We start from the raw sequence: 24,182 nt of genomic DNA, 5'->3' as shown, positions 1-24,182 counted from the left end.
ATAGAATAAACATCAACCTTCAGGCAAGTATGGATGTTGTAAGCTAATCAGCATTTAAATTGCAACATAGCTACTAATTCCCTTGTTTTTGATCTAACGATGCCACTCTGGCATTTATCCCTGCAACTGCTTTATCCAAAGAGAAGCATTGTCTTTTAATCTGCGATCGCTCCGTGGTCGATTACCCTATAATCATCCCTTCAATAGAGATATGCGATCGCTTATAAACACCTCTGCGTTAGAGATAATTAACCGAATCTCTACTTAAAATCAATAGCATTGTTAGTAAATAAAGTTTTAACAACTCATACCAATTCACTCACTCCTCATGTTAGAAAGTATACAGATGGCTCCCTTACGTCTAGCCACGCTTGGATTCCTCGTATTCACCGTGAGTGTAAGCCAAGCTCAACCTGCTGCGGCAACCTACATCGCACTTGGCGACTCGATCACCTTCGGTGAAACTGACTTGCGGTATATCCCATCCTTTGGCGATACTCCTTCGGAGTCACTTCGTGAACGCGGTTATGTTGGTCTGTACGCCGATTACCTAGCTAGCCGTAACAATGGTGTTAGACCCACCGTAATCAATTTGGCGATCGATGGTGAAACCAGCACCAGTTTCTCGTCTGGTGTTGGTCGTACTCCTCCGGTGATTGGGCGAACAGATGCCATACTTGCCGCCCAGAACTTGAACTACAACCCCAACGCGCTCGTTCCTCAGCGTGACCTGTTCCTGTCACGGGTTGCAAGAGAGAAAGCTGCGGGCAACACCATTGACACAGTGAGCATTGCCTTAGGCTTCAACGATGTCGCCGCCCTCGCGTCTTTGCCCAACCCGCTCGACCAGTTGCCCGCCACCCTCGCAGCGTATCGGGCTAACTACAGTGACGTGTTGGCGCTGGTTCGCCAGCAGTTGCCCGACGCGAACTTATTTGTCCTTAACTATTACAACCCATTCCCCGCCAATCCGACCAGCCCAGCCGCCCCCATCTTCGCCGCTGGCGGGCCTTTGCTAAACAGCGTCATCCGGGATCTGGCGACGGAGTATGGCGGTTTTTACGTGGACACCGCCACACCGTTCGTAGGTAACGAGGCGGCGTACACCTTTCAAGATGAGCAGCCCGCTGGCTCAACCGTGAAGCCACCATTCGGAGGTGTACTGCCGATTGGCAACGTGCATCCTAATGCAACAGGCTACCAGGTGATTGCAAATCAGGTCGCAGCTGTGCCCGAACCATCGAGCTTGGGGGCGGTACTGGTTACTGGGGCTGCTTTCCTGCTGAGAGCGAGCCAGCGACGGCGCGTTGGCGCAGCCTCTCAAAACGAGAATCGCAGTGCCTGAAACCGAGGCGCAGATGCCTATAGGCAATTTGCCGATGCCGAAGGTTCAAGGCGCTATCAGCAGTATCTTGCCTGATACCGTCAATACCGAACAGCACTGCAAGCTCAGTGAGCCTGGGTCAGCCAACAAGTAATCAATGCTCCCGTTACCTTGGCTCACACTTTCACTGCAAGAGCAAAAATGAGCACCCATGTGATCGCATAAGTTCGGGTCAGGCAAATTTCAAAGTGTTGCCGCATCATTCAGGAGACATAGAAAAATGGTTAGTCAATTGCAGAAGTTACCCGCCGTTGAGTCCCTAGGCACATTAGAACCAGTTGCTTACTTTGACGGTGCGATGCCGACCGGCGTAACGGTATCCCATCAAGGGCGCATCTTCGTCAATTTTCCCAAGTGGGGAGATGAGGTCGCATTCACCGTGGCTGAGATCCGGGAGGGTCGCCTTGTGGCTTATCCAGATGAGGCGATTAATCGCACTAACCCAAACGACCTTGCTGCGGCGCTTGTGTCCGTGCAGAGTGTTGTCGTCGATCCTGCCGATCGCCTGTGGATTCTCGACACTGGTAGTCCAATGTTCCAGCCAACGCAGTATGGTGGCCCCAAGCTGGTCTGTGTGGATTTAGCAAGCGATCGCGTCATCAAGACGATCCTCTTTCCTCAGGATGTCGCCCTGCCGACCACCTACCTCAATGATGTGCGCTTCGACCTGCGACGCGGTGCTGAGGGTATAGCATTCATCACAGATTCGTCTGACCAAGGGGCGAACGGAATTATTGTCGTGGACTTGGCATCGGGCGAAAGCTGGCGCAAGCTGCACGATCATCCTTCTACCAAAGCTCTTGAGCCGCCAAGCTTTGTACCAATCGTTGAAGGTCGTCCGTTTATGGAGCGTCAACCGGATGGCAAAACCAAGCCACTCAAGATGGGCGCAGACGGAATTGCGATTAGTGCCGACGGGTCACGCCTATACTACTGCCCACTCGCCAGCCGACGGCTCTACAGCGTTGCCACTGATGCGCTTGTGGAGCGATCGCTCGACGATAATGCCGTTGCCGCAACGGTGGTAGATGAAGGAGACAAAGGCGGCGGTGCAGACGGACTCGAATCGGACGCGGCAGGATATATTTACGCGACAAATTACGAACACCAGGCAATCCTGCGCCGCCGCTCCGGTGGAGAGTGGGAAACGGTGGTACATGACCCGCACTTGATGTGGACAGATACGCTCTCGGTTGCAGCAGATGGGTATCTTTACGTCACAGCAAACCAGTTGCATCGTCAGGCGAAATATCAAAAAGGAAAAGACTTGCGTCAGAAGCCCTACACACTTTTCCGCATCCGCATCGACGCTCAACCTGTATTGCTGCGTTGAGGGTCGAAAGCACGATTGAGAGACATTAACGCTCAATGGACGAAGTTGTGTGAAAAATTTTTCCGATGCTTTCACAAATGACGGAAGCGGTAAATTTGATTGAGAGGTGGTTAAAAATGCTGAAACGGATTCAAACGTCGCTGCTCGAAATCGCTTATGAAGAGCGCGGCGAAGAAAATTATCTGTCTATTATCTTCGCCCACGGTTTCCCGGACGACGTGCGGACTTGGGACAAAGTTGTCGAGCCGTTGGTGGCTGAGGGTTTCCGTACACTCGCGCCGTACACACGCGGCTACGGCAAAACAAGCTTTCTCGACGACGCAATGCGAAGCGGGGAATACGTCGCGATCGCGCAAGACATCATCGAGTTTGCTGACGCGCTCGGCTTGGATAAATTCATCTTCGTCGGTCACGATTGGGGCGCGGCGGCTGGTTATCTCGCCGCGATTCTTTATCCCGAACGGGTGCAGTCGCTCGTCGCGCTGGCAGGGGGTTATGGAATGGGTTTACCCGGTTACGCACACAAACCTGTTCCGCTCGACCAAATTCGGGCTTACTGGTATCAGTGGCATTTCAATCTGGAAAAAGGACGCATCACGCTCGCCTCCGAACGGCGCGAATTCTGCCGCGAATTGTGGAAAATTTGGTCGCCAAGCTGGAATTTTGACGAGACGACTTTCGATGAAACGGCGAAGTCTTTTGACAATCCCGATTTTGTAGATGTCGTCATTCACTCATATCGTCGTCGCTGGGACAATGCTTCAAGGGATTCGCACTACAAAGAACTCGAAGCAAAACTTGTCGGAGAACCCAAAATCTCCGTTCCGACAATAACAATTGTCGGTGCGGAAGACGGCGCAACGCTCGCCGAGTCGTCCGAAGGCAAAGAACAATTTTTTATCGGCGGTTACGAACGCCGAGTTTTGAACGGCGTCGGTCATTTCATTCAACGCGAAAAGCCGGAAGCAGTGATTGAAGCAGTGCAAAAAATGCGAAATGTTAGACCCACCGTTCAATCAATAAGTAATTAATGCGAAGCTGTCGTACTCGCTCTACAAGGACTTGTGTATGCGTTTTTTCTATAAGCTTGGAGTTTCACTTCTTTTAACTCTTAAAACGTTTTTGCCACATAACCGAATGGCACTAAGATAAGCAAAAATCATTGATATTACTCGTTTTTGGGTGTGGGGTGTAGGGAATGAACAAGAGGCAACTTCTGTTTCACCTTGTGAGCGTGAATGTTTATTAACACTACACCCTACCCCCAACACCCCGCCCCTACGCATGGTTTCACGTTTTCTTAATGCCATTCCCACATAACCCAAACTATATCGCGTATCACAAGGAGATATTGCTCATAGTTAATCACGACTAATCACAAAGAGTGATTAGAAATTAATTAAAACAATAAAAGCAGTTTGCTGGCAATATACGAACAAGGTGGAGGTTGAAACCGTATCCGATCCCAAAATCATTAATTCGCGTGATGCGATCGTGAAAATCACCTCAACGGCGATTTGCGGTTCTGATTTACATCTGTATGACGGTTACAACCCCACGATGAAACCAGTTTTAGTTGTGATTACAGGTATCTATTTTGCTCTTTTGATGGCAAAACATTGTCATTCATTTAATTCCATTAATTCTTTGGTTTTGAAATTAGCAGCTATCGGTTGAGAACATCCTTCAATCTGAGGAGAGATAGAGCAAATTGCATCTGTCGTTGTTTCAAAACAATTTGATAATCCAATTGTTTTTAACAATCCTGAACGTTCTACTAATTGTTTGACTTCGGGTTGTAAACCTGTGAGAATTAAGCGGCAATTGTGCCGTTCCAAATCGTGGTAAATATCCTCTAAAGCTACTAACCCAGTTGTGTCCATATTTGGCACAAACCGCAACCGGAGAATTAAATACTTCACTTCCGGTTGATGGCGGACGAAGGTAACAAACCGTTCAGCAGCACCAAAAAATACGGGGCCATCTACCCGATAAACGGCAATTTCCCTACCTAATTCCAGAGGAGTACCAGGGGGAAATACTTCAGTTTCAGGTATTTTGACTAGGCTTAAATCACTCATCCGTTTGATGAACAAGGCTCCGGCTGCAATCAATCCCACTTCTACAGCCAGAACTAAGTCAAACAAGATTGTTACTAGCCAGGTGAGAATCATCACAGCAAAGTCGGAGTAGGTAGCACGCATCAATAAACCAATGGCTTTCCACTCAATCATCCGCACGCTAACCACCATCAAAATCCCAGCAAGTGCTGCTAAAGGAATCTGTGCTGCTAGGGGTGCTAAAGTTAAAACAATAATCGCTAAAGCAACACCGTGAATTACCCCAGATAGTCGGGTTTTAGCGCCAGAACGGACATTAATAACAGTCCTAGCGATCGCACCTGTTGCGGGGATGCCACCAAAAAATGGCACAATGATATTTGCCAATCCTTGACCAATTAATTCGCGATCGCTATCGTGTTTTTCGCTCACCGTCATCCCATCAGCCACCACCGCCGATAGCAAGGATTCAATACTTCCCAGTGCTGCTAAAGCCAAAGCGGGATTAATCAGTTCCCGAATCAAGCTAAAATTATTCCAGTGGGGGATACCGTGGGGCATCGGTAAAGATTGCGGAATGCTGCCAATTGTGGGTACAGCCAGATGGAAATAAGAAGCGATCGCTGTTGCCAAGACCAACCCCATTAAAGAACCTGGTATTGTCGTATTGATCCTGGGCCACAAAACCGTGGTTGCAATCACCACCATTGCCAACCCAACAGCAGCCCAGTTTAAAGCTTCTATATGAGTTACACTTTGCCAAACTCCCGACAAAAAATGTTCGCTACGCGGTAGTTGTAAACCAAAGAAATTATTTAATTGACCACAAAATATAATCACGGCAATACCATTGGTAAAGCCTGCTGTCACTGGATAGGGAATAAACTTCACTAGCTGTCCAAGTTTGGCAACCCCCAAGGCAATCTGGATAATCCCAGCCATCACCCCAGCAATCCAAACTTTCTCAATGCCGTACTTGGCGACAATTCCCAGCAAAATCACAGCCATTGCACCTGTTGGGCCTGTAATCTGGACTGAGGAACCACCAAAAATTGCCGCTACAATTCCTGCCACAATAGCCGTGTAAAGTCCAGCTTTTGGTTCTACTCCACTTGCTACTGCAAAGGCTAAAGCTAAAGGCAAGGCTACCACTGCTGCTGTCAGTCCTCCAGTTAAATCGCCACGCAGTCCACTAAATAAGCGATCCAGACGCTGTGGTTCTTGGAGGATATCAGATATTGCCATATTCCATTTCAACTCTCATAGACAATTTGTTGATAGACAGATAGATGTCATATGATATCCGGGCAATTAAGCATAATACCCGGAACCTCAAAGAGCCTGGAGGGAAAAGCTCCTTTATTATAGACATCTCCGAAAAAAGTCAAAATTATATTGTTATTAACTTGTAGCGGGCAATCTTGAAGAATCCGCCCGTTTTGGTTTTAAATGAAGTTACCTCAGCGGTGGATAATAAAACAGAAGTGGCAATCTGGCGATCGCTCGAACCGATTACAGTAGATCCACTGATAATGGTGGAGCAATTCCTTCTAAATTTTTTTTGAGTAAATTATTCTTTGGTAGATATTGAGTCGCGGATATCGGCTCAATATCTATATTCGATATCACAAAATCAGACTTATGTAATTATTATTTTGTCAATAGTAATTATAATAACTCCCAATATTATTTGTTGTTAATTATTTACCAAAATAGTATTTACTATAATTTAATACTTGCGATATAAGCTGAGGTTCTGGTAAGTCAATTCAGAAAAAAATCCTGATATCCAAAAATTTAAAGTATATTTTTTTATAAATCTACTTTAAACTTACTTATCAATCAATTTTGAAATCGCAATTAATTTTTCCACTATCTTGTAGGTGTTGGGAGTTATGATGGCAAAATATCTACTAGCTTTTGCTAGTGGGATGGGCTTTTTATGTTTAATTGTCGGGTTATCACCTGTGCAAGCCCTTCCTAGTTTAGAAATTGCAGATAAAAACGTAGCTGTTAATCAAGATGACGGCAGCTATGAAAAGAATTATTCCCATCAAAGGGATTTAACAAATAATATCTCCAGGAAATTGCTGATAGCTAATGAAACTCAAAAAAACCTACCCTCAGTCAATCAACAGCAAAAAATTCAAGATATAGGAGTAGATTCTGCTGTTAACTTGTGGCAGCCAATCATACCACAACCTGCAAGTTCATCTCCAACCTCAGACAAACTTGCACAAGTAACATCCGTATCCCAATTGTCTGATGTACAGCCGACTGATTGGGCTTTTCAGGCACTCCAATCTTTAGTCGAGCGCTATGGTTGTATCGCAGGTTATCCCAATCAAACCTATCGCGGTAATCGGGCGATGACTCGCTATGAATTTGCTGCTGGCTTAAATGCTTGTTTAGACCGAATCAACGAACTGATTGCGACTGCAACTGGTGATTTGGTCAAGAAAGAAGATTTAGCCACGTTGCAGAAACTACAAGAACAATTTGCGGCGGAATTGGCAACATTGCGGGGTCGAGTAGATGCTGTAGAAGCTCGCACAGCAGAACTAGAAGCAAATCGGTTTTCTACTACGACCAAACTCAGTGGAGAGGCAATTATTGCTGGTGTTGGTGCTAGCGGTGGCGCTCCTAATCAGAGTGACCCGAACATCATCCTAGTCAATAGAGTGCGGTTAAATCTTACCACTAGCTTTACTGGTAAAGATTCATTAATTACTGGATTGCAAGCCTATAACTTCTTGGGTGGAGCCGATGGACAGGGTAGCCTGCAACAAGGTTTAGGATTAGCTTCGCCACTTTTGAGTGCAAGTAGCGCTCGTACCAGTTTTGAGCCGCAATTTCCGGGGTTAAATGTCAATACTTTGTCGAGTGTTGGCGCAAACAGTGTTCAGGTTTACAAATTGCTGTATATTTTTCCTGTCGCTAATAAATTAACCTTGTTTGCGGGAACTGCGGCAGAGACATCAGATGCTTTCCCAGCAATTACGCCTTTTTATGGTGAAGGACAAGAGTCAATTTCTCGTTTTGGCAACTTGAATCCTGTGCTACGGATTTCTGGTGGGACTTCGGGTACTGGTTTAGCATCGGCGGCGGGATTTATTTTTAACATTTCGCCAAATTTTGATTTAAGAGCTTTATACGGCAGTGTAAATGCCAATTTACCCGAAAAATCTGCTAATGAAGCAGTACCAGGAGTTTCTACTACACCTTTGGGAGCAGGTTTATTTAGTGGTAGTAGTATTATTGCCACACAGTTAACCTTTAAGCCAAGTCCTGCTCTGGATATTGGTTTAAACTATGCCCACAGTTATCACGAAATCAATATTTTGGCTACAGGATTAGTTAGTAGTGATATCGGTGCTTTAGCAGGGGTTGCAGTTGGAACACCGCTTACACTCAACTCTGTTGGCGGTACGGTAACATGGCGATTGTCTCCCAAAATAGCATTATCTGGCTACGGTGCAGCAATATTTGTTGATGCTGCTTCCAATAACGTGGATGCTTCCACTACCTTTACAAGTTGGATGGCGGGAATTCACTTCAGAGATTTATTCAAGTCAGGAAACACTGCCGGGATTCTTTTTGGTCAGCCGCTTTACCGTACTGATACTGGTGGTTCTGCTCAACTTACGCCTACAGGCGACAATCGGGCGACTCCTTACCATTTAGAGGCCTATTACCGCCTTCAAGTTAGCGATAATATCAGCATTACCCCTGGTGCGTTTGTTCTCTTTAACCCAGAAGGTAACAGCAACAATGATACTACGACTGTAGGTGTACTTCGGACTACTTTTACATTTTAAGAGATTGGGAGTAGGCAGTCAAAATCCCCCAATAAATGGGGGGATTTTGAGATTGGATAGAACCTATCCCACTATTCTAAAAATCCCTACTTCTTTTCGTAAAATATGCTTGAAAACCTGGATTTTTCGTTTTCATTTCTAAATAAGCTTCAGCTTTGTAGCACATAATATTAGGCTCTCCAACGCACTGGCTCCTCAGGACTTTGTTCTGTGTTAGTATCAACTGCACGAAACCGCAAAAAGCCGTGACTACAGTATTAAAATCTCATCGGGTATCAAGAAGGCGTAAACATTCAACGTATCCTCTTCAGCGTTTGCTTGAGTATGGACACCAGTATCGTAAACAAATTTGGCTGGCGACTACTTATTCCATCCTCAATAAATTTTTCGACTTGGCACCACCCGGCTTAATTGGCGTCGCGGTGGATGTGGTAGTCAAGCAGCAGGATTCCATAATTGCACAGTTTGGGGTACGCGATGTTTTTCAACAATTTTTGATTATTTCCTTCCTCACTGTGATCATTTGGATACTAGAATCTGTTTTTGAGTACGTCTACGCTCGACTCTGGCGGAATTTGGCTCAGAATATTCAGCATGACTTGCGTTTGGATGCATACAAACATTTGCAAGAGTTGGAATTGGCTTATTTTGAAGAACGCAGCACTGGTGGTTTAATGTCTATCCTCAGTGATGATATTAACCAATTAGAGCGGTTTTTGGATGGGGGAGCGAATGATATTATCCAAGTTTCCGCAACTGTTATAATTATCGGCGCAGCTTTTTTCATTTTGGCTCCTGATGTGGCGTGGATGGCTTTGTCACCAATGCCATTTATCCTCTGGGGTTCCTTTGCCTATCAACGACTACTTGCACCTCGCTACGCTGATGTCCGGGAAAAGGTAGGTTTCCTAAATTCGCGTTTGTCAAACAATATCAGCGGAATTACTACTATTAAAAGTTTCACCGCCGAAACTTATGAAGCCTCTCGTTTGGAATTAGATAGTGACGCTTATCGCCGCAGTAATCGCAAGGCAATTACTCTTTCTGCTGCTTTTGTACCGTTAATTCGGATGCTGATTTTGGTGGGGTTCACGGCATTACTGTTGTATGGCGGGATGGCAGCGGTTTCTGGAAAAATGTCTGTAGGTACTTACAGCGTATTAGTATTTTTAATCCAGCGCTTGCTGTGGCCTTTAACAAGACTAGGCGAAACTTTTGACCAATATCAAAGGGCAATGGCTTCTACTAATCGAGTCATGAATTTGTTAGATACTCCCATCGCTATTCATACAGGTGATGTATCGTTACCTGTGGATAAAGTTTGCGGGGAAGTGCAATTTAAAAATGTTTATTTTTCCTATAAAGATAGATTTCCAGTTATTAAAAATCTGTCTTTGGATATTCCGGCGGGGAAAACCATTGCAATTGTAGGTTCAACGGGTTCTGGTAAAAGCACTTTAGTCAAACTTTTGTTGCGGTTTTACGAAGTGCAAACTGGAAGTATTACTCTCGATGGCATTGACTTGCAAAGTTTGAATTTACAAGATTTACGCCGCTGTATTGGTTTGGTGAGTCAAGATGTCTTTCTATTTCATGGCACTATAGCAGAGAATATTGCTTATGGTAGTTTTGAGACTACAGAGCAAGAAATTATCACGGCGGCGAAGGTAGCTGAGGCACACGAATTTATTATTAACCTGCCCCAAGGTTATGAGACAATTGTCGGGGAAAGAGGACAAAAGTTATCTGGTGGACAAAGACAACGGATTGCGATCGCCCGTGCAGTTCTCAAAAATCCCCCGATTCTGATTTTAGATGAAGCGACCTCAGCAGTGGATAATGAGACAGAAGCGGCAATCCAGCGATCGCTAGAACGAATTACAGTCGATAGAACTACAATTGCGATCGCTCATCGTCTTTCCACCATCCGCAATGCCGATTGCATTTATGTCATGGAACATGGGAAATTAGTAGAGTCGGGAACCCATGAGCAATTGTTGGAGAAAGATGGGATTTATTCTAGTCTCTGGCGTGTACAGTCAGGTTTGAGATAACTTTCGTACATTGTTTTGTGTCTTTATTACGAATTATTTATGTTTTTTGGTAATAGTCAACCAGAATCAGGTGATAATAAGTGGCGTCGCCAGTTAGATAAGTTTGTGAAAGCAAATCAGCAAGATTTGGCGGCGCTGTTTTGGGGATTGTGGTTAGCAAATGGTGACAGTCAGGGTACTGTTGGTATTGATTTGCAACCAACGCCGCATTTTGTTTATTGTCCGAAAGAGCAGATAGAGAATTTAAATAATAAGGTTGATAATCGGCTTCAGGAAATTTTGGGAATTGTCGAGAATCATCAGCCGGAAGTGGAAGTTGTGATGATTGGGATTGGGAAGGGTGAAATTAAGTTAATTCAGTTTGTACCAGAACCAGCACCACCAATTTGTTTTGAGCAAGCTGGTAAGGATGTGGATGGGTTATTAAATGTGCTGGAACAAAGGATGAGTGAGGATTTCTCAAGTTAATAACTTGATGAATGTTATTTTGCTAATTAAACTTTGATGCCATAAGGTTTGATTTTTATATGTCCTCAAACACCAAGCAAAGCAAAAGTTTGAAAGAAGATTTTGCTCAATTTTTTGAATCTCCAAGTCGAGAAACTTTGCGTGAATTACTCCGCAACCCTACAGGAGAGTATGATGATCTGGATTTTAAAAGAGAACTTGTTTCGGATGATGAAATAGCCAAGGATATTCTTGGTATGGCTAATAAATCTGGTGGTGCAGTTATTTTTGGTGTTGATGAAAAAAAAGAAGATAACAGCTTTAACTCTAAGGGATTGTCTTACTTAAATGATAAAACTGATTTTAAAAATAAAGTTCAAAAATATCTTCCGTCTCAGCTAGATTTTGATGTTATAGATTTTTCATACGAAGAATCAGAATATCCAAAACTAAAAGGTAAACTATTTCGGGTTATTCTTATAGAATATAATCCACGATATATTCCCTTTTTACCTAAGAAAGATAGTGATAAAATTAAGGCGCTCGCCACCTTTACCTAATACTTTAGATTTCAAATCGTAGTCCGATTCTTGGGAAGTCACTAGCCGCACATTACCGCGAGGAGGTACTTGCCCTTTCTCAATGGCTTTTAAATGTTTGCCATTCTAATCGTATTTTAATGCAAACTTTATTTGTTCACTTGCAAATGAGACTAGTAAGCCACTGGTTGAAAAATATACAGTATTAGGTTGAATATCTTCCCAATTATTGGGTAAAGCTTCCATTTAATTTACTACTGATATAGTAGTCAAATTTAATTCGCAATTTGTAATTCGTAATTATTACCCCATAGTAGGGTGGGGATTAAAATGCCCACCCTACTTGTCTAAACTAAGGCTGGTGTATTTCCAGGCTTAACTTGAGGTGTAGCAACCATTAGCATTCCGGCGGGTGCAGCTAAAGTTAACCCACGGCGCACAGGATGCACGGGACGTTTATTCACCAGCGATACTTGAAATTCTGACAAAACAGTCGCCAAGACAATTTTCATTTCATACTGGGCAAATGCCATCCCAATACAGCGACGATTACCGCCACCAAAGGGTAAATATTCATAAGGTGAATATTGTCTTTCTAAAAAGCGTTCTGGTTTGAACTGCTTGGATTGTGGGTAAACTTCTTCCCGATGATGTGCTAAATAAATACTAGGGACTATTGCCGTTCCCTCTCGCAGTTCGTAGCCCATAATTTTAATTGGGGTTTTCACAATCCGCACAAAAGCAGTCATGACAATTGGGTAAATTCGCAATGTTTCTTGGCAAACTGCTGTCAAATAGGGTAATTTAGCTACATTACTCAAATCGGGGTTAACTCCAATGGTGTTGAGTTCCTGTAGCAACTTCTCCCGCACCTCTGGTAAATAGTCAATCCAGTAAAAAGCCCATGTCAATGCAGAAGCGGTAGTTTCATGTCCTGCAACTAGCAGCGTCATTAACTCGTCGTGTAATTCTTCATCTGACATCCCTTGACCATTGTCATAACGAGCAGCCATCATCAAACTCAGGATATCTTGGCGATTTTGATCAGCTTGGGCCCGACGTTCTCGAAGCAAAGCATAAATAAGTTGATCAATTTTTTGCCGTTGTTGCAGAATCCAACCCCACGGACTCCACGTACCGAAATCTTTTTGCATGAAGCTGAAAAAGAAGGCGCTGGACATTACGGGCGAACTGATGAAGTCTAGTAAATCACTTAGCGATCGCCTCAGATCCTCAAAAAGCTGTCCTTCACTTAAACCAAATACAACCCGTAGAATAACACGCAAGGTGATTTCTTGCATCGACTCACGGATATTAAAAGACTTGCCAATTTGCCATTCATGACTCACCTGTCGGGTTATTTTACAGATATCCTCACCATAAGCCCGCATCCTTTCGCCATGAAAAGGAGGAGCTAATAATTGCCGTTGACGCTGGTGGCGATCGCCATCTGATAACATGAAGGAGCGATCGCCAAGTAAAAATTTTAATCCTATGTTTCCCCTCCCAACCTCAAAATGGCTAGAATCAGCAGTAAAAATCTGCTCAAGTGCTTGGGGTTGACTAAAGTACACAAGATGGTTATCCCCGCGACTACTCCTGATAGTAAAGGTGTCACCATAGATTTTGGCAAAATCATCCACATATTTCACTGGCTGACTAATAAACTTGATCATCCTCAGCCAGCGCGGCATTTGAGGTCCATCAGGCAAATTGTAAGTTGCTATCATAGAATTTTGTGGAGTTGATGGCTTCTGAATTTTATTGTTACGAGTTTTCATGTTTTTGAGGGTCACATAAAGCGGTATATTCTTGTAAGGCAGTCCCAATGAAAAAGTTTCATCACCAGGGACTGAGAACTAGAGACTAGCGACTAAAGACTAAGAACTAGGAACTAAGGACTAGAAAGCAAGGGGACAAAAAGGAGAATAATAACTCCTAACTCCTAACTCCTAACTCCTAACTCCTAACTTCTAACTCCTAACTCCTAACTCCGGACGGGCTAAACCATAGCTATCCGCTAACAGCACTCACTACTCAGCACTCAAGAGGCAGAATCGGAAGCAAGCAGTGCCAAAAATCATCGCTATTCTCAACGGTAAAGGAGGAGTGGGTAAAACGACTACCGCAGTCAATCTGGCTGCAAACTTTGCCAAGAAAAAAAAGGTGCTGCTGATTGACGCAGATATTCAAGGTTCTGCCAGTTGGTGGTTTGGGCGCAGTCAGCAGGGAATGGGATTTGATTTATCTCAAGAAACAGATCCCACACTTTTAGGTGATTTAGGAAAGATAACAGGTTACGATTTAGTAGTGGTAGATACACCTCCCGCGCTACGCTCTGAAGCATTAGTGGCGGTAGTTGCGATCGCAGATTATCTAGTTTTGCCTACACCCCCAGCCGCGATGGATTTAGCCATCCTCGTGGAAACAGTCAAGGAAGCCGTCATCCCCGTGGGAATCCCCCATCGGGTTCTGCTTACCAAAGTCGATACGCGCAGTCTGGGGGAAGCACTAGAAGCAAAAAGCACTCTGACTCGACTAGGTATTCCTGCTTTTAATACCTTCATCCGTGCCTACAAAGCTCATGAACGAGCAGCACTTGAAGGTGTAGCAATTACTCAATGGCGAGGAGGAAACGCACGGGAGGCGGAGTTAGACTATCGCCGCGCAGCTGATGAACTACAGCGTGATTGGAGAAAATAATGGTTAAGAAACAAAGTCTCTCTGACTTATTACAAGAAGAGGCGCAAAAATTTACACCCCCAGAAGGTGAATCTGCGATCGAAGTTACAGCAGAAAAAATTGCCGAAGAAGAGGCTTTGTCTGATGAGGAATCCTCAGCACAGACACCTGAGTCAACTTCTATTAAGCGCACAAGTCCCACTAAGGCTGATTTAGAAGCAACTGTCAAAGAGTTGACAATTAATCTGGAAAAAAGCCACAAAAAAGAAGCATCCCTCGGACAGGAAATTACTGATTTGCAGTCAAAATTATCTAAACAAAAAACATTTGCATCGGAACAACAAACGTTAATACAACAGCTAACAAAAGAACTTGACGAAACCAAAAAAACAGCACTGCAACTTGCACAAGCAAATTCCCAGATGATAGAAGAATTTAATGCTTTAAAACAAACAGCAGAAGATAATTCTAAACTTGTTGTAAAAGAAACTAGTGCGATAAAACCTGTAAAAGAACAATACAATCCATATAACTACAAAAAATCACATCGGCCATCGGAAAGACTAGCTCAAAATCAACCAGATGAGTATGCTGATAGTGTTGTCAAAGAAACTAGTGCAATACAACCAGTAAAAGACCATTACAATCCACTTAACTACAAAAAATCACATCGGTCATCGGAAACACTAGCTCAAAATCAACCTCAAAATCAACCAAATGAGTATCCTGATAGTTCTAATGAGATGTGGTTACTTGACTAAAGTCAGTTAATCTTTGCTCCCCCAACCCTTGTAAGGAAAGGGGCTGGGGGGTTAGTTTTTTGATTGCTGAATCGTTGCTCTAGGTAACAAACTGCTTTAAACGAGTTAACCTGAATAAATAAATTGATAAAACAGTAAAAAATACAACGAAAAATCCTTCAATTATAAAGATTTTACTTAAAGGAATTCCAAAAATTCCTGTATTTATGGCAACTTGATAATGTTTAATGAGCAAGAAGAATAAGTATTGCCAGTATTTATGTAATGAAAATAAACCAAGAGAGTATTTAGATAATTTTTCTACTAAGAAATTCTCTTTGATTTCCTTTAGAGATTGAAAATAACAGAAAATAGCCATTGCTCCACAAGTAATGGCGATTCTTCCATAAATACTTAAGTGATAGCCATATATACGTAAATAAATGTCATGAAACGAAAAAAGTATAAATGCTATTAGGTAGTAAAATTTAAAATGTAATAATTTATCAGGAAACTTAACTAAGTAAAAAGCTATGGGAATATAAATAACAAAATTTATTAGCCAATGATAAGGAATCCGGAAATTTAGTAAGCAACTGGCTTCAAAATAAAATAAACAAAATAATACTATTGTATAAGAAATAATTAGTCTGAAAGAATCGGATTTTATGATTTGATATAAAAAGGCCAAAATTGTCAAACAAATTAGATTAAATAGAAAATAGAAAACTGAATCACCAACAAATGGTAAGCTTGGTCTTAAGCCGATAATGATTTCCCATGAAAAATAAGGAATTTTTCTCGTAGCACTAATAAAAAATATATTCTGAACAATCACCCAAAATAAATAAATTTTAATTAACTTAGTAATTCTTTTTTGTAAGTATTTGACGCTGCCAGACTTTTGAAAAAATAAGTAAAGAGAAACAATATAAAAAATCGGAACGGCTGTTAAAGATAATTGCAGTTCAAAATTCCTTAGAATTTTAGCAAGAATAAGTACAGTAACATGAGTAGAATCATTTATAATAAATTGAAATGGTCGTAAATGCCAGATTAAAACAAAAACAATGCTTAATGCTTTTAAGGCATCCAGACTATTATTTCTTTCTATTCTCATAGCTATTTCTTTATAAACTAACTTTCTAGTAAATTTCAAAATCTACCCTAATGATCTGCTGTCTGTTTGAAAAACAGATTTGCGATCGCTCTAGCTACAGAGTTCCCTAAAATTATGTGAAAGTAACACTATTAAAGAAAAAATAGTAGCTCTGACAGAAGCCATTAGTAATACAGGGTAAGCGCATCTAATTTTGTAGATATTGATACAGACAAAAAGCTTAAAACTTTATCTGAATATCAATTTTTCATTCAAAATAGGACGAATTGTCGTAAATGATTGAAAGAACATGGGTCAAATAGCTTTTTATGTTTTATAACCACATAAAGATAAAAACGTCAATCCCACCCATTGGCTTAGTGTAGTAATTTTGAACTTATTTGTGCTTTGGGTGAACCCAAAACTACCGTGTCAATAGGGTTTTAGATGCGCTTACCCTGATTAGCAATAGATGAAAAACTTTACAGTTGGGCTATAAGCAATTCCTGAGAGTCTATCTGTAAACCCAAAACCCAACAAATCCACTGCCCAAGTTTCATTATCTCCAGAGAGTAGTGGCAAAAGCCGACGAAATTCTAATACGGAACTGTCAAAGCCATGAATTAATAAAATAGGAGTTCCACCACTCCCTTGCTTGATATAGGTTGTGGTAACTGGTTGATTAGTTAAAGGAGTAGCGAGGTCTGACGACAAGCCGCTTCTCTACGAGAGGCTACGCCAACGCGTCTACGCAGTTGCTTGAATACTCCGAGCTAGTGCGATCGAGGTAGATTCTGTCAGTTGCCCAACAGATGTAGGAAGAAAATTTGGAAACATAAATTTCAGTTTATCGTACTAGCTTGCTTCCACGCATCGCTGATTTTGTTAAACAACAAAATTACACAAACTAGCGTGCTGAAGGATTATTTGTAATATAGAAAACATAAACTAGCAGCTATCAAAACATTCTAACTCCTAACTCCTAACCGGAGGCGGAGCGTCTTCGGCTTTGCTCCTAACTCCTCACTCCCCACTCCCGCAGAATTCCTGGTATCAAAGAAAGTTTTCTAAAATGTTAAAATTTGGACTAAAGCCACGTACAATTAAAATCGCCTATCCCTTAATCCAGGAGCTAATGCCATGCCAATGGCGGTTGGCGTAATTGAAACTTTAGGTTTTCCTAGTGTCTTAGCAGCGGCAGATGCAATGGTTAAAGCTGGCGAAGTCACAATTGTGTACTATGGTCAAGCTGAAAGCGCTCGTTTGTTAGTCGCCGTCCGGGGACACATTGCTGAGGTAAAAAGAGCTGTTGAAGCCGGAATCGCAGCTGGAGAGCAAGTCAAGCTTGGTGCAGTAATTACCTACTACATCGTTCCAAATCCTCCGAAAAATGTGGAAACCATATTACCAATCCATTTCACTGAAGAATCAGAACCTTTCCGCATGTCCTAAGCAATTTTGCTATCCAAATCTATAGCGAAGCTTCGTACAATTAACTTGTAGCTCCCATATCGTTTATTCATACAGGAGATTAATAATGTCATTACAGGCAGTTGGAGCACTCGAAACTAAAGGTTTTCCTGCGGTGCTAGCAGCAGCAGATGCGATGCTAAAAGCTGGTCGAGTCACCCTCGTTGGTTATATCAGAGTAGGTAGTGCTCGCTTTACAGTTAATATTCGTGGCGATGTTTCTGAAGTAAAGACAGCTATGGCTGCTGGTATTGAAGCCGCAGAAAATGTTTATGGCGGTACACTAGAATCCTGGGTGATTATTGCTCGTCCCCATGAAAACGTTGAAGCTGTTCTGCCAATTGCTTACACAGAAGAAGTCCAACAGTATCGAGAATCTGTAGAAAGTCCCATTGTTAGATCATCGAACGGTCGATAGAGTCAACCCCCTGCGGGGGAATTGAAAATTAAAAATGAAGAATCCCCATAAATGAATTTAAAGAGAAGTCTTTTGTAAGGCTTCTGACCATTAAAACTTTAGAGGGTTGCATTCTTTGTGTTTTTAGATTTTGCATAACTGAAATTTTGAAGTAGACGGAAAGCAACAGTCAGAGTCAATAGTCAAAATCAATATTGACTGTTGACTATTCATTTTTAATAATGTAAAAGTTTTAGGAATAACTTGCCAATGTTAGAGGCGTAATCGTGGGTGAAGCTACTTTAAAAAGGATAAATTTGCCTATCAATCTCTACTATCAAGAATAGCGTAGGCGTAGCCCGTCGTAGACATCGCCATGTGGCATACTGGGGCTGATTCCACGTTATAGCGATAGTATTTATCCAAGAATTTATTTAAGGTTTTAATATAACAACTTACTAAACACCCTCTTAAACGCGATTTTACGTATATACACTGAATAAAATCAAAATATCTTCCGAAATTTAACTTAATACGATTCAGTTAAGGCTTGATCCTCCCTAACCCTCCTTAAAAAGGAGGGAATTAAGCCCATTTTAGGAGGAGCCAGCGCGGTCTTGTCCCCATGAGCGAGTGGCGTGGGTTGGGGGGATCTTCTGGGGCAAAATATCACTAACTCCAAGCGTATTGAGATTTAACTAAGTATTTTACTACGTAAGGGATTGTAGAGGGTTGAAACTTATACTGGTGAAATAACGTCTGATATTGAGTTAAATTAAATTCGTTGCTAGGCTCGGTTATAAAATGTCAGATTTCCTTAACCCATCTGCTGCAAAGCTGTATCTTCACTATTCTAGGCAGATTTCTGTTCTCAATTAGATAACATAACTTTACAAAAAGTTTAAATTCAGATAATTGACCCAAACGCCTCAGAGGCATGGGTTTGGGGCATTTTTAAATTTCAAGCAAAACATCCATGTAGAAATTTCTGCATAATTTTAGTGAATTAAGACGTAATAAAAGTGGAATCACTGAGCTATTTTCATGAGACTCATGAAATCCGGGGAAGCTGCCAGTTAAACAATTAGGTGGGACAAATGGGGGTTGTGATGCAAACTTCAAAATTGAGTTTCGAGGAACGCAATCTCACTATGACAAGGGATGTGGAACAACTAGCTTTAGATTGGCAAAAGCGCTTGCTTGCAGAATGTCCAGACCAAAATGAAGCTGCTAGGCAAAGTATTATTCTCTGGCTATTCGGATCTGACTCAAAACGGTTTGATCTGTTTAACCCTAAGGAACTCGATATTGCCAAGCAAGCGATGGAATATCGCTGGAGAATTTTACGTCAACGCTACTTCGGGCTAGGGCGAGAACGTGCTTATCGCAACTTGATAATGCGATTGGGGAGTTTAGTAACATTACGGAATAAGATTCAGACTTGGGTTTCCCTCAGCCGCGATCGCCAGCGCAGCGTCATGGATGTGTTGGAAGAAGTACTTCAAGAATTATTGCAAAGCGATAGCCACATGCAACAGCAAATGGCTGATATTGCCAAATATACAACCGATCGACGATTGGGAGATGCTCTGCTATTTGCCAGTGTAGAAGAATATTGTCTGCGACCAGTACGCAATCAACCTCTATTAGCTTACCGATTTGTAAATTACTTGCGTCGCACTCAGCGCGGTGGCTTAACCCAAGTGCCAGGCCGAGACTTGATTAGACTGGTGTCGGAAGAAGTTCTCACAGACGACAGTGAGAATCGAGTTAACTTAGTGGATAGTCAGGCGATCGCAGAATATCAACAAGCACAACAACTAGAGGAACAACTTGTGCTGCGCCAGTCAGTACAAAAAGAATTTGAAAATTATTTACAGGAAAATCTGGGGACAGATGCAGTGGAGTGGCTACGACTGTATTTGCAAGGTAAGTCCCAGGAAGAGATCGCCCACAGATTAAATAAGCAGATTAAGGAAATATACCGTCTCCGAGAAAAAGTTAGTTACCATGCTGTGCGTGTTTTTGCCCTGAAAGGGAAACCAGAACTCGTAGACAGCTGGCTCTCAATTTCCTTGCAAGAACATAACTTAGGATTAACACAAAATCAATGGCAGCAACTTGATGAAAAATTGACTCCTCTGGGGCGGCAAATCCTAGATTTGCGGAGAGCAGGTAATTCTATAGAAGCAATAGCCCAACATTTAAAACTCAAAACCCATCAAGTGCTAGGCGAATGGACAAAAGTCTATCTTGCTGCTCAAGCTTTAAGAACCCAGGAGTAGGCTGTGAGGCATCTAGTACAGCACGGCGTAAATAAGCAGACCATTCAAAAGCCCTAAAGAGCTTATTCCATAATACTTTTGACTTTTGACTTTTGACTTTTGACTTCCGCCTTGGGGTACTAGTTGCTCAATTCAGGCGGTGGGAGACAAAAAAGACAAAGGAGACAAAGAAGAAAATTGCCTCCTTGTCCTCGTCACAACTCAGTATTATCCCCAGTCCACAATCCAAAAATTTATCTTTTACTTACGTCTATTTAGGTATATATAATTGAAATTTTAACAATCAAACAAAGTATCTTTATTAACTACCTACTAAATTAGAGGCAAAATATTATATAAGTAAACACCAACTAATCAAATCTATGTTCTCTTCAGAGTGTGAATTAAATGATACCGCAGCATATGGAAAGCAAATGCTAATTGCCACTCAAATCAAGTGGGAGGAAGAAGGCGAGCGCCAGCAAATATTCCACCTGATTGATAGTCTTTTGTCCTTTGAAGCTTGCCTCTACCACCAGATTTTGCCTTTTGGATTAGAAGACAAAAATCTTTTGCTAGGTATGGTTCATCCACAAGAGGGCGAGGCACTAGATTATGTTGGTCGCATTTTGTCTTGTATCAATTGCACAATGGTAATTGAAGCGATCGCAGCTGACGCTCACCGCAGAATACTGTCAGCCTACCTCAACCATAAGAATACATCCCAGCTAGATGCAAAACTTGTGTATCAGCCAACAGCGGACTCTCCTCCAACAAATAGCCCAGCTACCATTGCTGACATACCTACTCCCTCTTTAGATGCCAACTCAAAATCAAATCAGCAACCGATATTGATGGTATTTCAGACACAAAAGCGTCAACATTCTGGGCAGCGGGTAGACTTACCTCCTATCCCAGAGCTAGACCAATCATCTCAAACTAAGACGTTCTTGACCCCTATTTCCAGAGATGAAGACGGGGAGACTTCCGAAGCAGCACTACCGGATAATTTATCTATTTTGCCCACGCAAGTTCTCGAACTATTTAGTCCGATTGAGGTGTTGCCAACACTACCACCCAAGATATTACTAGAAGAGTTACTAGGGCGAATTCTGGCTGGGGGAATTGGTCGGCTGTATTTAGAAAGACAAGCTTACGAAGGTAGGATACTGTGGAGTGACAATGGAGTCTTACAGTCTGTATTAGACAAACTCCCACTGTCGGTTTTCCAAGGAGTACTGAATGAATTAAAGCGGTTTGCTTCACTGCCTATCACCACGGTTGCAGAACCAAAACAGGTAGAGAAGGAATACGTATATCGAAAAAACCGCTTATTATTACGCTTGCGAGTCATGCCGGGAATCTACGGCGAAGAGGCAACACTCCAAGTGTTGCGGGGAGCAGCATTAAAGTTCTATCAACAACAACAGTTGGCGCGTCTGGGCGGCGATGCCTTAGGAATTTCTCACCAACTAAGCTTCAAGTTACATGAACTACAAGAACGGCTTTTACTGAATCCCAGCTTTGACTCTCAGCAATTAGAGGCAATGGTAGCCCTGAATCAACTAGTGAAAAATTTAGACCAACAGATCAAAATACTGGCACTGGATAGCAATCCATCAACAAACAGCAAATCATCTGTCTGTCAGTGAAACCGCTGATTTCGATCGCATACATAATTGTTATGTTGTAATGGAACCCTAGACCGATCAACTTTAGAGGTTCATCTCCAATAAATACAAATTTTGCGATCGTATTCTGAGTAAGATTACGGTTTAAACAAACTTATAGTAGCAAAGTTAATTTCCCGCTCTTGAATCCATTTTTTGCAAATATTTCATGCTAACTGAGGTTTTTAGTGAACTTTTCCCCTTAATGAGTACAGCCAATCCACAGACTTTGGAATGGCTTCTCAACGTTGCAATTGAACATGAGTACCCATCTGGGCGAGCGGTTGTGATGGAAGATGCGTGGGGTAACGCCGTTTACTTCGTGGTTTCTGGTTGGGTCAAAGTTCGGCGTACCGTCGGGGAAGATTCAGTAGCTCTAGCAATTTTTGGTCGTGGCGATTTTTTTGGAGAAATGGCAATTTTAGATGAATCTCCACGCTCAACCGATGTCATTGCCCTTTCACCCGTGAAGTTGCTTAGTATCTCCAGAGAGCGTTTTATTCAAATCTTGTTTAAAGATCCGCAGTTACATCACCGGATGTTGCAACTGATGGTGCGACGATTACGCCAAATTAATGTGCGCTTACAAATGCGGTCTTCACCACCAGCAGTCAAACTCGCCCATACCCTAGTGACTTTAGGCGAAAGCTATGGTCATGAATCAGACTTAGGAAAAGAAATTTTTAACGTTCCCTTTAAAGATTTAGCAGAGGTGACAGAAATCGGTGTTGAAGAAACCACGAAAATCATGGAAAAGCTGCATGAAAAAGGGTGGATTAAGATTGATAGCGCCAACAACATCAATTATCTTGTGAACTTCAAACAATTGATGAACTTGGCTGGCAAAGTGTAATTGCTTTATTTATTCAGCGCTCCAAATTTTGGTATTAAGTAGGTCAACCGACAATATGCTTCGGTTGACTTGCTTATTAGAGGTGTAGGTACTTCACAAATTTAGACCCCGTAATGGATGACACCACTCCACCCCAGAACTCTATCACTGCGTTTATAAAAAACGTCACACAGGCACAATTAGTAGCAGCAGAACCTAGTACTTACCCGGAACTGTTGCGGGAACTGGCATTATCTCCCGACCAAAAAACCCGTCAGTCCGTTGCAGGCAACCCCAACACCCCACCTAATGTACTTTTGAAACTGGGAGCAGAATTTCCGTCTCAATTGTTGGATAACCCCGTGTTTCCATTACTGCTTTTGGAAAATCTCAATTTAGTGGCAGAAATTCCCTTACCTAGCTTGCGAAGCATTCTCAGGCAGGAAAATGTTCCAGTATATATTTTAGAGCAAGTAGCAGATCGGGCAGATTTGGAAGTGCAACTGGGGCTAGTTAAAAATGTCCAAACTCCTAAAGAAGTGTTAAATCGATTAACTCAAAGCCGACATCCTCAAGTTGTGGAATCTGCTCGTCTGCAAATCAATCTGGCTGGGTATTACAAGCGTAAATATCGTGGTAAGCTTGAGCCTGCTGGCTGGTTTTACTAACAAATCTTGATAGTCTTGCAGATGCCATTAAAGCAAATAAGATTGCGAAGTGGCATCGAAGCTATGTTTAAAGATTGTAAAACTGGTGGTTATAATTTGGAATCAACGTACGCAACTGGACAACGATTAATTGCACTAATTTTATTGATTGCAATCGCCTACACAATTGCAGTTTTAGCTGGTCGCAACTCCCAAAAAATGGGACTACAACAATATGTTGGTCGGCTTCAAGAATTTTAAAGTTATGCACGCCGACATAGTGCTTTTTGGGTTGGATTATATGGGTGTTTATGGGTAGGTGCTATGGAGTTTTGGTCAGATTTGGCGATCGCCTACGGCGGGCGGGTACGCCATCGCACTTGTGCGTCTCAAGCCCGGTAAACTACCCTATTTTCAGCGGGGTCTACGTGCTATGACCCCTATTCAATCAGCGCTTTAGCCTCTTTGTCACGCCGTCAGTGCGATCGCCTTTACCTGCCAAAATAGGTGTCAGATTCGGTAGTGTCTTGTAAAGCTGAATAAATGCCTGAAACTGTTGAGCGACTCCCTGCATTGCTGGCGGTGCCATATTGAGTTCATCTAAAAACAGGATACCTTTACCGCCCTGAGGGAGGAATTCTGGCGGATACCATTTGGGCAATACGTGCGATTCGTTGATTAGTAAATCACGGTAACCAGTCCGTAAATAGCTAATCCAGCCCGACAGCAGATTACTGTCACTAAAG

The 24,182-nt window shown here is 42.5% G+C and carries 20 protein-coding genes and 3 pseudogenes; 18 read left to right on the top strand and 5 right to left on the bottom strand.

Features of this window, described 5'->3' with window-relative positions; translation table 11 throughout:
• Positions 1-346: 346 nt before the first annotated feature.
• From V7K85_RS07710 to V7K85_RS07695, 4 genes and pseudogenes are all read left to right on the top strand, one after another.
• Positions 347-1,345 carry an SGNH/GDSL hydrolase family protein gene (locus V7K85_RS07710; RefSeq protein ID WP_334812401.1) on the top strand — a complete coding sequence of 333 codons (999 nt, stop codon included), beginning with the start codon at positions 347-349 and terminating at the stop codon, positions 1,343-1,345.
• A gap of 259 nt (positions 1,346-1,604) precedes the next feature.
• A complete protein-coding gene (locus tag V7K85_RS07705) occupies positions 1,605-2,717 on the top strand; it encodes an L-dopachrome tautomerase-related protein (RefSeq protein ID WP_334812399.1) in 1,113 nt (370 codons plus the stop codon).
• Positions 2,718-2,833: 116 nt separating this feature from the next.
• Entirely contained in the window at positions 2,834-3,748 is a 915-nt protein-coding gene (locus V7K85_RS07700; RefSeq protein WP_334812397.1) for an alpha/beta fold hydrolase, read from the top strand.
• Positions 3,749-4,124: 376 nt separating this feature from the next.
• Positions 4,125-4,283, top strand: a pseudogene (locus V7K85_RS07695) (glutathione-dependent formaldehyde dehydrogenase); the annotation flags it as partial.
• A 56-nt stretch (positions 4,284-4,339) separates the two neighbouring features.
• Here the strand turns inward: V7K85_RS07695 and V7K85_RS07690 are convergent.
• Complete coding sequence (locus tag V7K85_RS07690; RefSeq protein ID WP_334812396.1) at positions 4,340-6,022, bottom strand: SulP family inorganic anion transporter; 1,683 nt, start codon at positions 6,020-6,022, stop codon at positions 4,340-4,342.
• 176 nt (positions 6,023-6,198) lie between these two features.
• Here V7K85_RS07690 and V7K85_RS07685 point away from each other — a divergent pair, with 176 nt between their 5' ends.
• The 5 genes from V7K85_RS07685 to V7K85_RS07665 all read left to right on the top strand — a co-directional run bounded on the left by V7K85_RS07685 (position 6,199) and on the right by V7K85_RS07665 (position 11,656).
• On the top strand, positions 6,199-6,342 hold the full coding sequence (locus V7K85_RS07685; RefSeq protein ID WP_334812394.1) for a hypothetical protein: 144 nt from the start codon (positions 6,199-6,201) through the stop codon (positions 6,340-6,342).
• Between the two features lie 333 nt (positions 6,343-6,675).
• Positions 6,676-8,595 (top strand): iron uptake porin, encoded by a 1,920-nt coding sequence (locus tag V7K85_RS07680; RefSeq protein WP_334812473.1) that lies wholly within the window; start codon positions 6,676-6,678, stop codon positions 8,593-8,595.
• Between the two features lie 245 nt (positions 8,596-8,840).
• Positions 8,841-10,649, top strand: coding sequence for an ABC transporter ATP-binding protein (locus V7K85_RS07675; protein WP_334812393.1), 1,809 nt, complete (start codon positions 8,841-8,843; stop codon positions 10,647-10,649).
• Between the two features lie 39 nt (positions 10,650-10,688).
• The gene (gene ccmS, locus V7K85_RS07670; protein ID WP_334812391.1) at positions 10,689-11,117 is read left to right on the top strand and encodes a beta-carboxysome assembly chaperone CcmS; all 429 of its coding nucleotides are present in this window, start codon (positions 10,689-10,691) and stop codon (positions 11,115-11,117) included.
• A gap of 59 nt (positions 11,118-11,176) precedes the next feature.
• Entirely contained in the window at positions 11,177-11,656 is a 480-nt protein-coding gene (locus V7K85_RS07665; RefSeq protein ID WP_334812390.1) for an AlbA family DNA-binding domain-containing protein, read from the top strand.
• Positions 11,657-11,982: 326 nt separating this feature from the next.
• Here V7K85_RS07665 and V7K85_RS07660 read toward each other — a convergent pair whose 3' ends face one another.
• On the bottom strand, positions 11,983-13,365 hold the full coding sequence (locus tag V7K85_RS07660) for a cytochrome P450 (protein ID WP_334812471.1): 1,383 nt from the start codon (positions 13,363-13,365) through the stop codon (positions 11,983-11,985).
• Between the two features lie 340 nt (positions 13,366-13,705).
• On the opposite strand from V7K85_RS07660, the gene V7K85_RS07655 reads away from it, so the two are divergent.
• A complete protein-coding gene (locus V7K85_RS07655) occupies positions 13,706-14,338 on the top strand; it encodes a ParA family protein (RefSeq protein WP_334812388.1) in 633 nt (210 codons plus the stop codon).
• Positions 14,338-15,078 carry a hypothetical protein gene (locus V7K85_RS07650; RefSeq protein WP_334812386.1) on the top strand — a complete coding sequence of 247 codons (741 nt, stop codon included), beginning with the start codon at positions 14,338-14,340 and terminating at the stop codon, positions 15,076-15,078. The genes V7K85_RS07655 and V7K85_RS07650 overlap by 1 nt, the downstream gene beginning before the upstream one ends.
• A gap of 79 nt (positions 15,079-15,157) precedes the next feature.
• On the opposite strand, the gene V7K85_RS07645 is transcribed toward V7K85_RS07650, so the two are convergent.
• Both V7K85_RS07645 and V7K85_RS07640 read right to left on the bottom strand, forming a co-directional pair.
• Positions 15,158-16,216, bottom strand: coding sequence for an acyltransferase family protein (locus tag V7K85_RS07645; RefSeq protein WP_334812384.1), 1,059 nt, complete (start codon positions 16,214-16,216; stop codon positions 15,158-15,160).
• A gap of 408 nt (positions 16,217-16,624) precedes the next feature.
• A pseudogene (locus tag V7K85_RS07640) lies at positions 16,625-16,993 on the bottom strand (hypothetical protein); the annotation flags it as partial.
• Between the two features lie 303 nt (positions 16,994-17,296).
• On the opposite strand from V7K85_RS07640, the gene V7K85_RS07635 reads away from it, so the two are divergent.
• From V7K85_RS07635 to V7K85_RS07605, 7 genes are all read left to right on the top strand, one after another.
• Positions 17,297-17,608, top strand: a complete 312-nt coding sequence (locus V7K85_RS07635; RefSeq protein WP_334812382.1) for a carbon dioxide-concentrating mechanism protein CcmK — start codon at positions 17,297-17,299, stop codon at positions 17,606-17,608.
• 85 nt (positions 17,609-17,693) lie between these two features.
• Positions 17,694-18,044, top strand: coding sequence for a carbon dioxide-concentrating mechanism protein CcmK (locus V7K85_RS07630; protein WP_334812380.1), 351 nt, complete (start codon positions 17,694-17,696; stop codon positions 18,042-18,044).
• Between the two features lie 1,076 nt (positions 18,045-19,120).
• Positions 19,121-20,308, top strand: a complete 1,188-nt coding sequence (locus tag V7K85_RS07625; protein ID WP_334812378.1) for a HetZ-related protein 2 — start codon at positions 19,121-19,123, stop codon at positions 20,306-20,308.
• Positions 20,309-20,670: 362 nt separating this feature from the next.
• A complete protein-coding gene (locus V7K85_RS07620) occupies positions 20,671-21,939 on the top strand; it encodes a pilus assembly protein PilB (RefSeq protein WP_334812376.1) in 1,269 nt (422 codons plus the stop codon).
• 187 nt (positions 21,940-22,126) lie between these two features.
• Positions 22,127-22,810: a Crp/Fnr family transcriptional regulator gene (locus V7K85_RS07615; protein ID WP_334812374.1), complete on the top strand. Its 684-nt coding sequence runs from the start codon at positions 22,127-22,129 to the stop codon at positions 22,808-22,810.
• A gap of 113 nt (positions 22,811-22,923) precedes the next feature.
• Entirely contained in the window at positions 22,924-23,457 is a 534-nt protein-coding gene (locus tag V7K85_RS07610) for a hypothetical protein (protein ID WP_334812372.1), read from the top strand.
• A 63-nt stretch (positions 23,458-23,520) separates the two neighbouring features.
• Positions 23,521-23,697, top strand: a complete 177-nt coding sequence (locus V7K85_RS07605) for a hypothetical protein (protein WP_334812370.1) — start codon at positions 23,521-23,523, stop codon at positions 23,695-23,697.
• A gap of 187 nt (positions 23,698-23,884) precedes the next feature.
• Here the strand turns inward: V7K85_RS07605 and V7K85_RS07600 are convergent.
• Positions 23,885-24,182, bottom strand: a pseudogene (locus tag V7K85_RS07600) (hypothetical protein); the annotation flags it as partial.

The sequence above is a fragment of the Nostoc sp. genome, from assembly GCF_036917615.1.
Taxonomy (GTDB): domain Bacteria; phylum Cyanobacteriota; class Cyanobacteriia; order Cyanobacteriales; family Nostocaceae; genus Nostoc.
The sequence above is the reverse complement of the archived record's forward strand: the minus strand, read 5'-3'. Positions and strand labels throughout refer to the sequence as shown.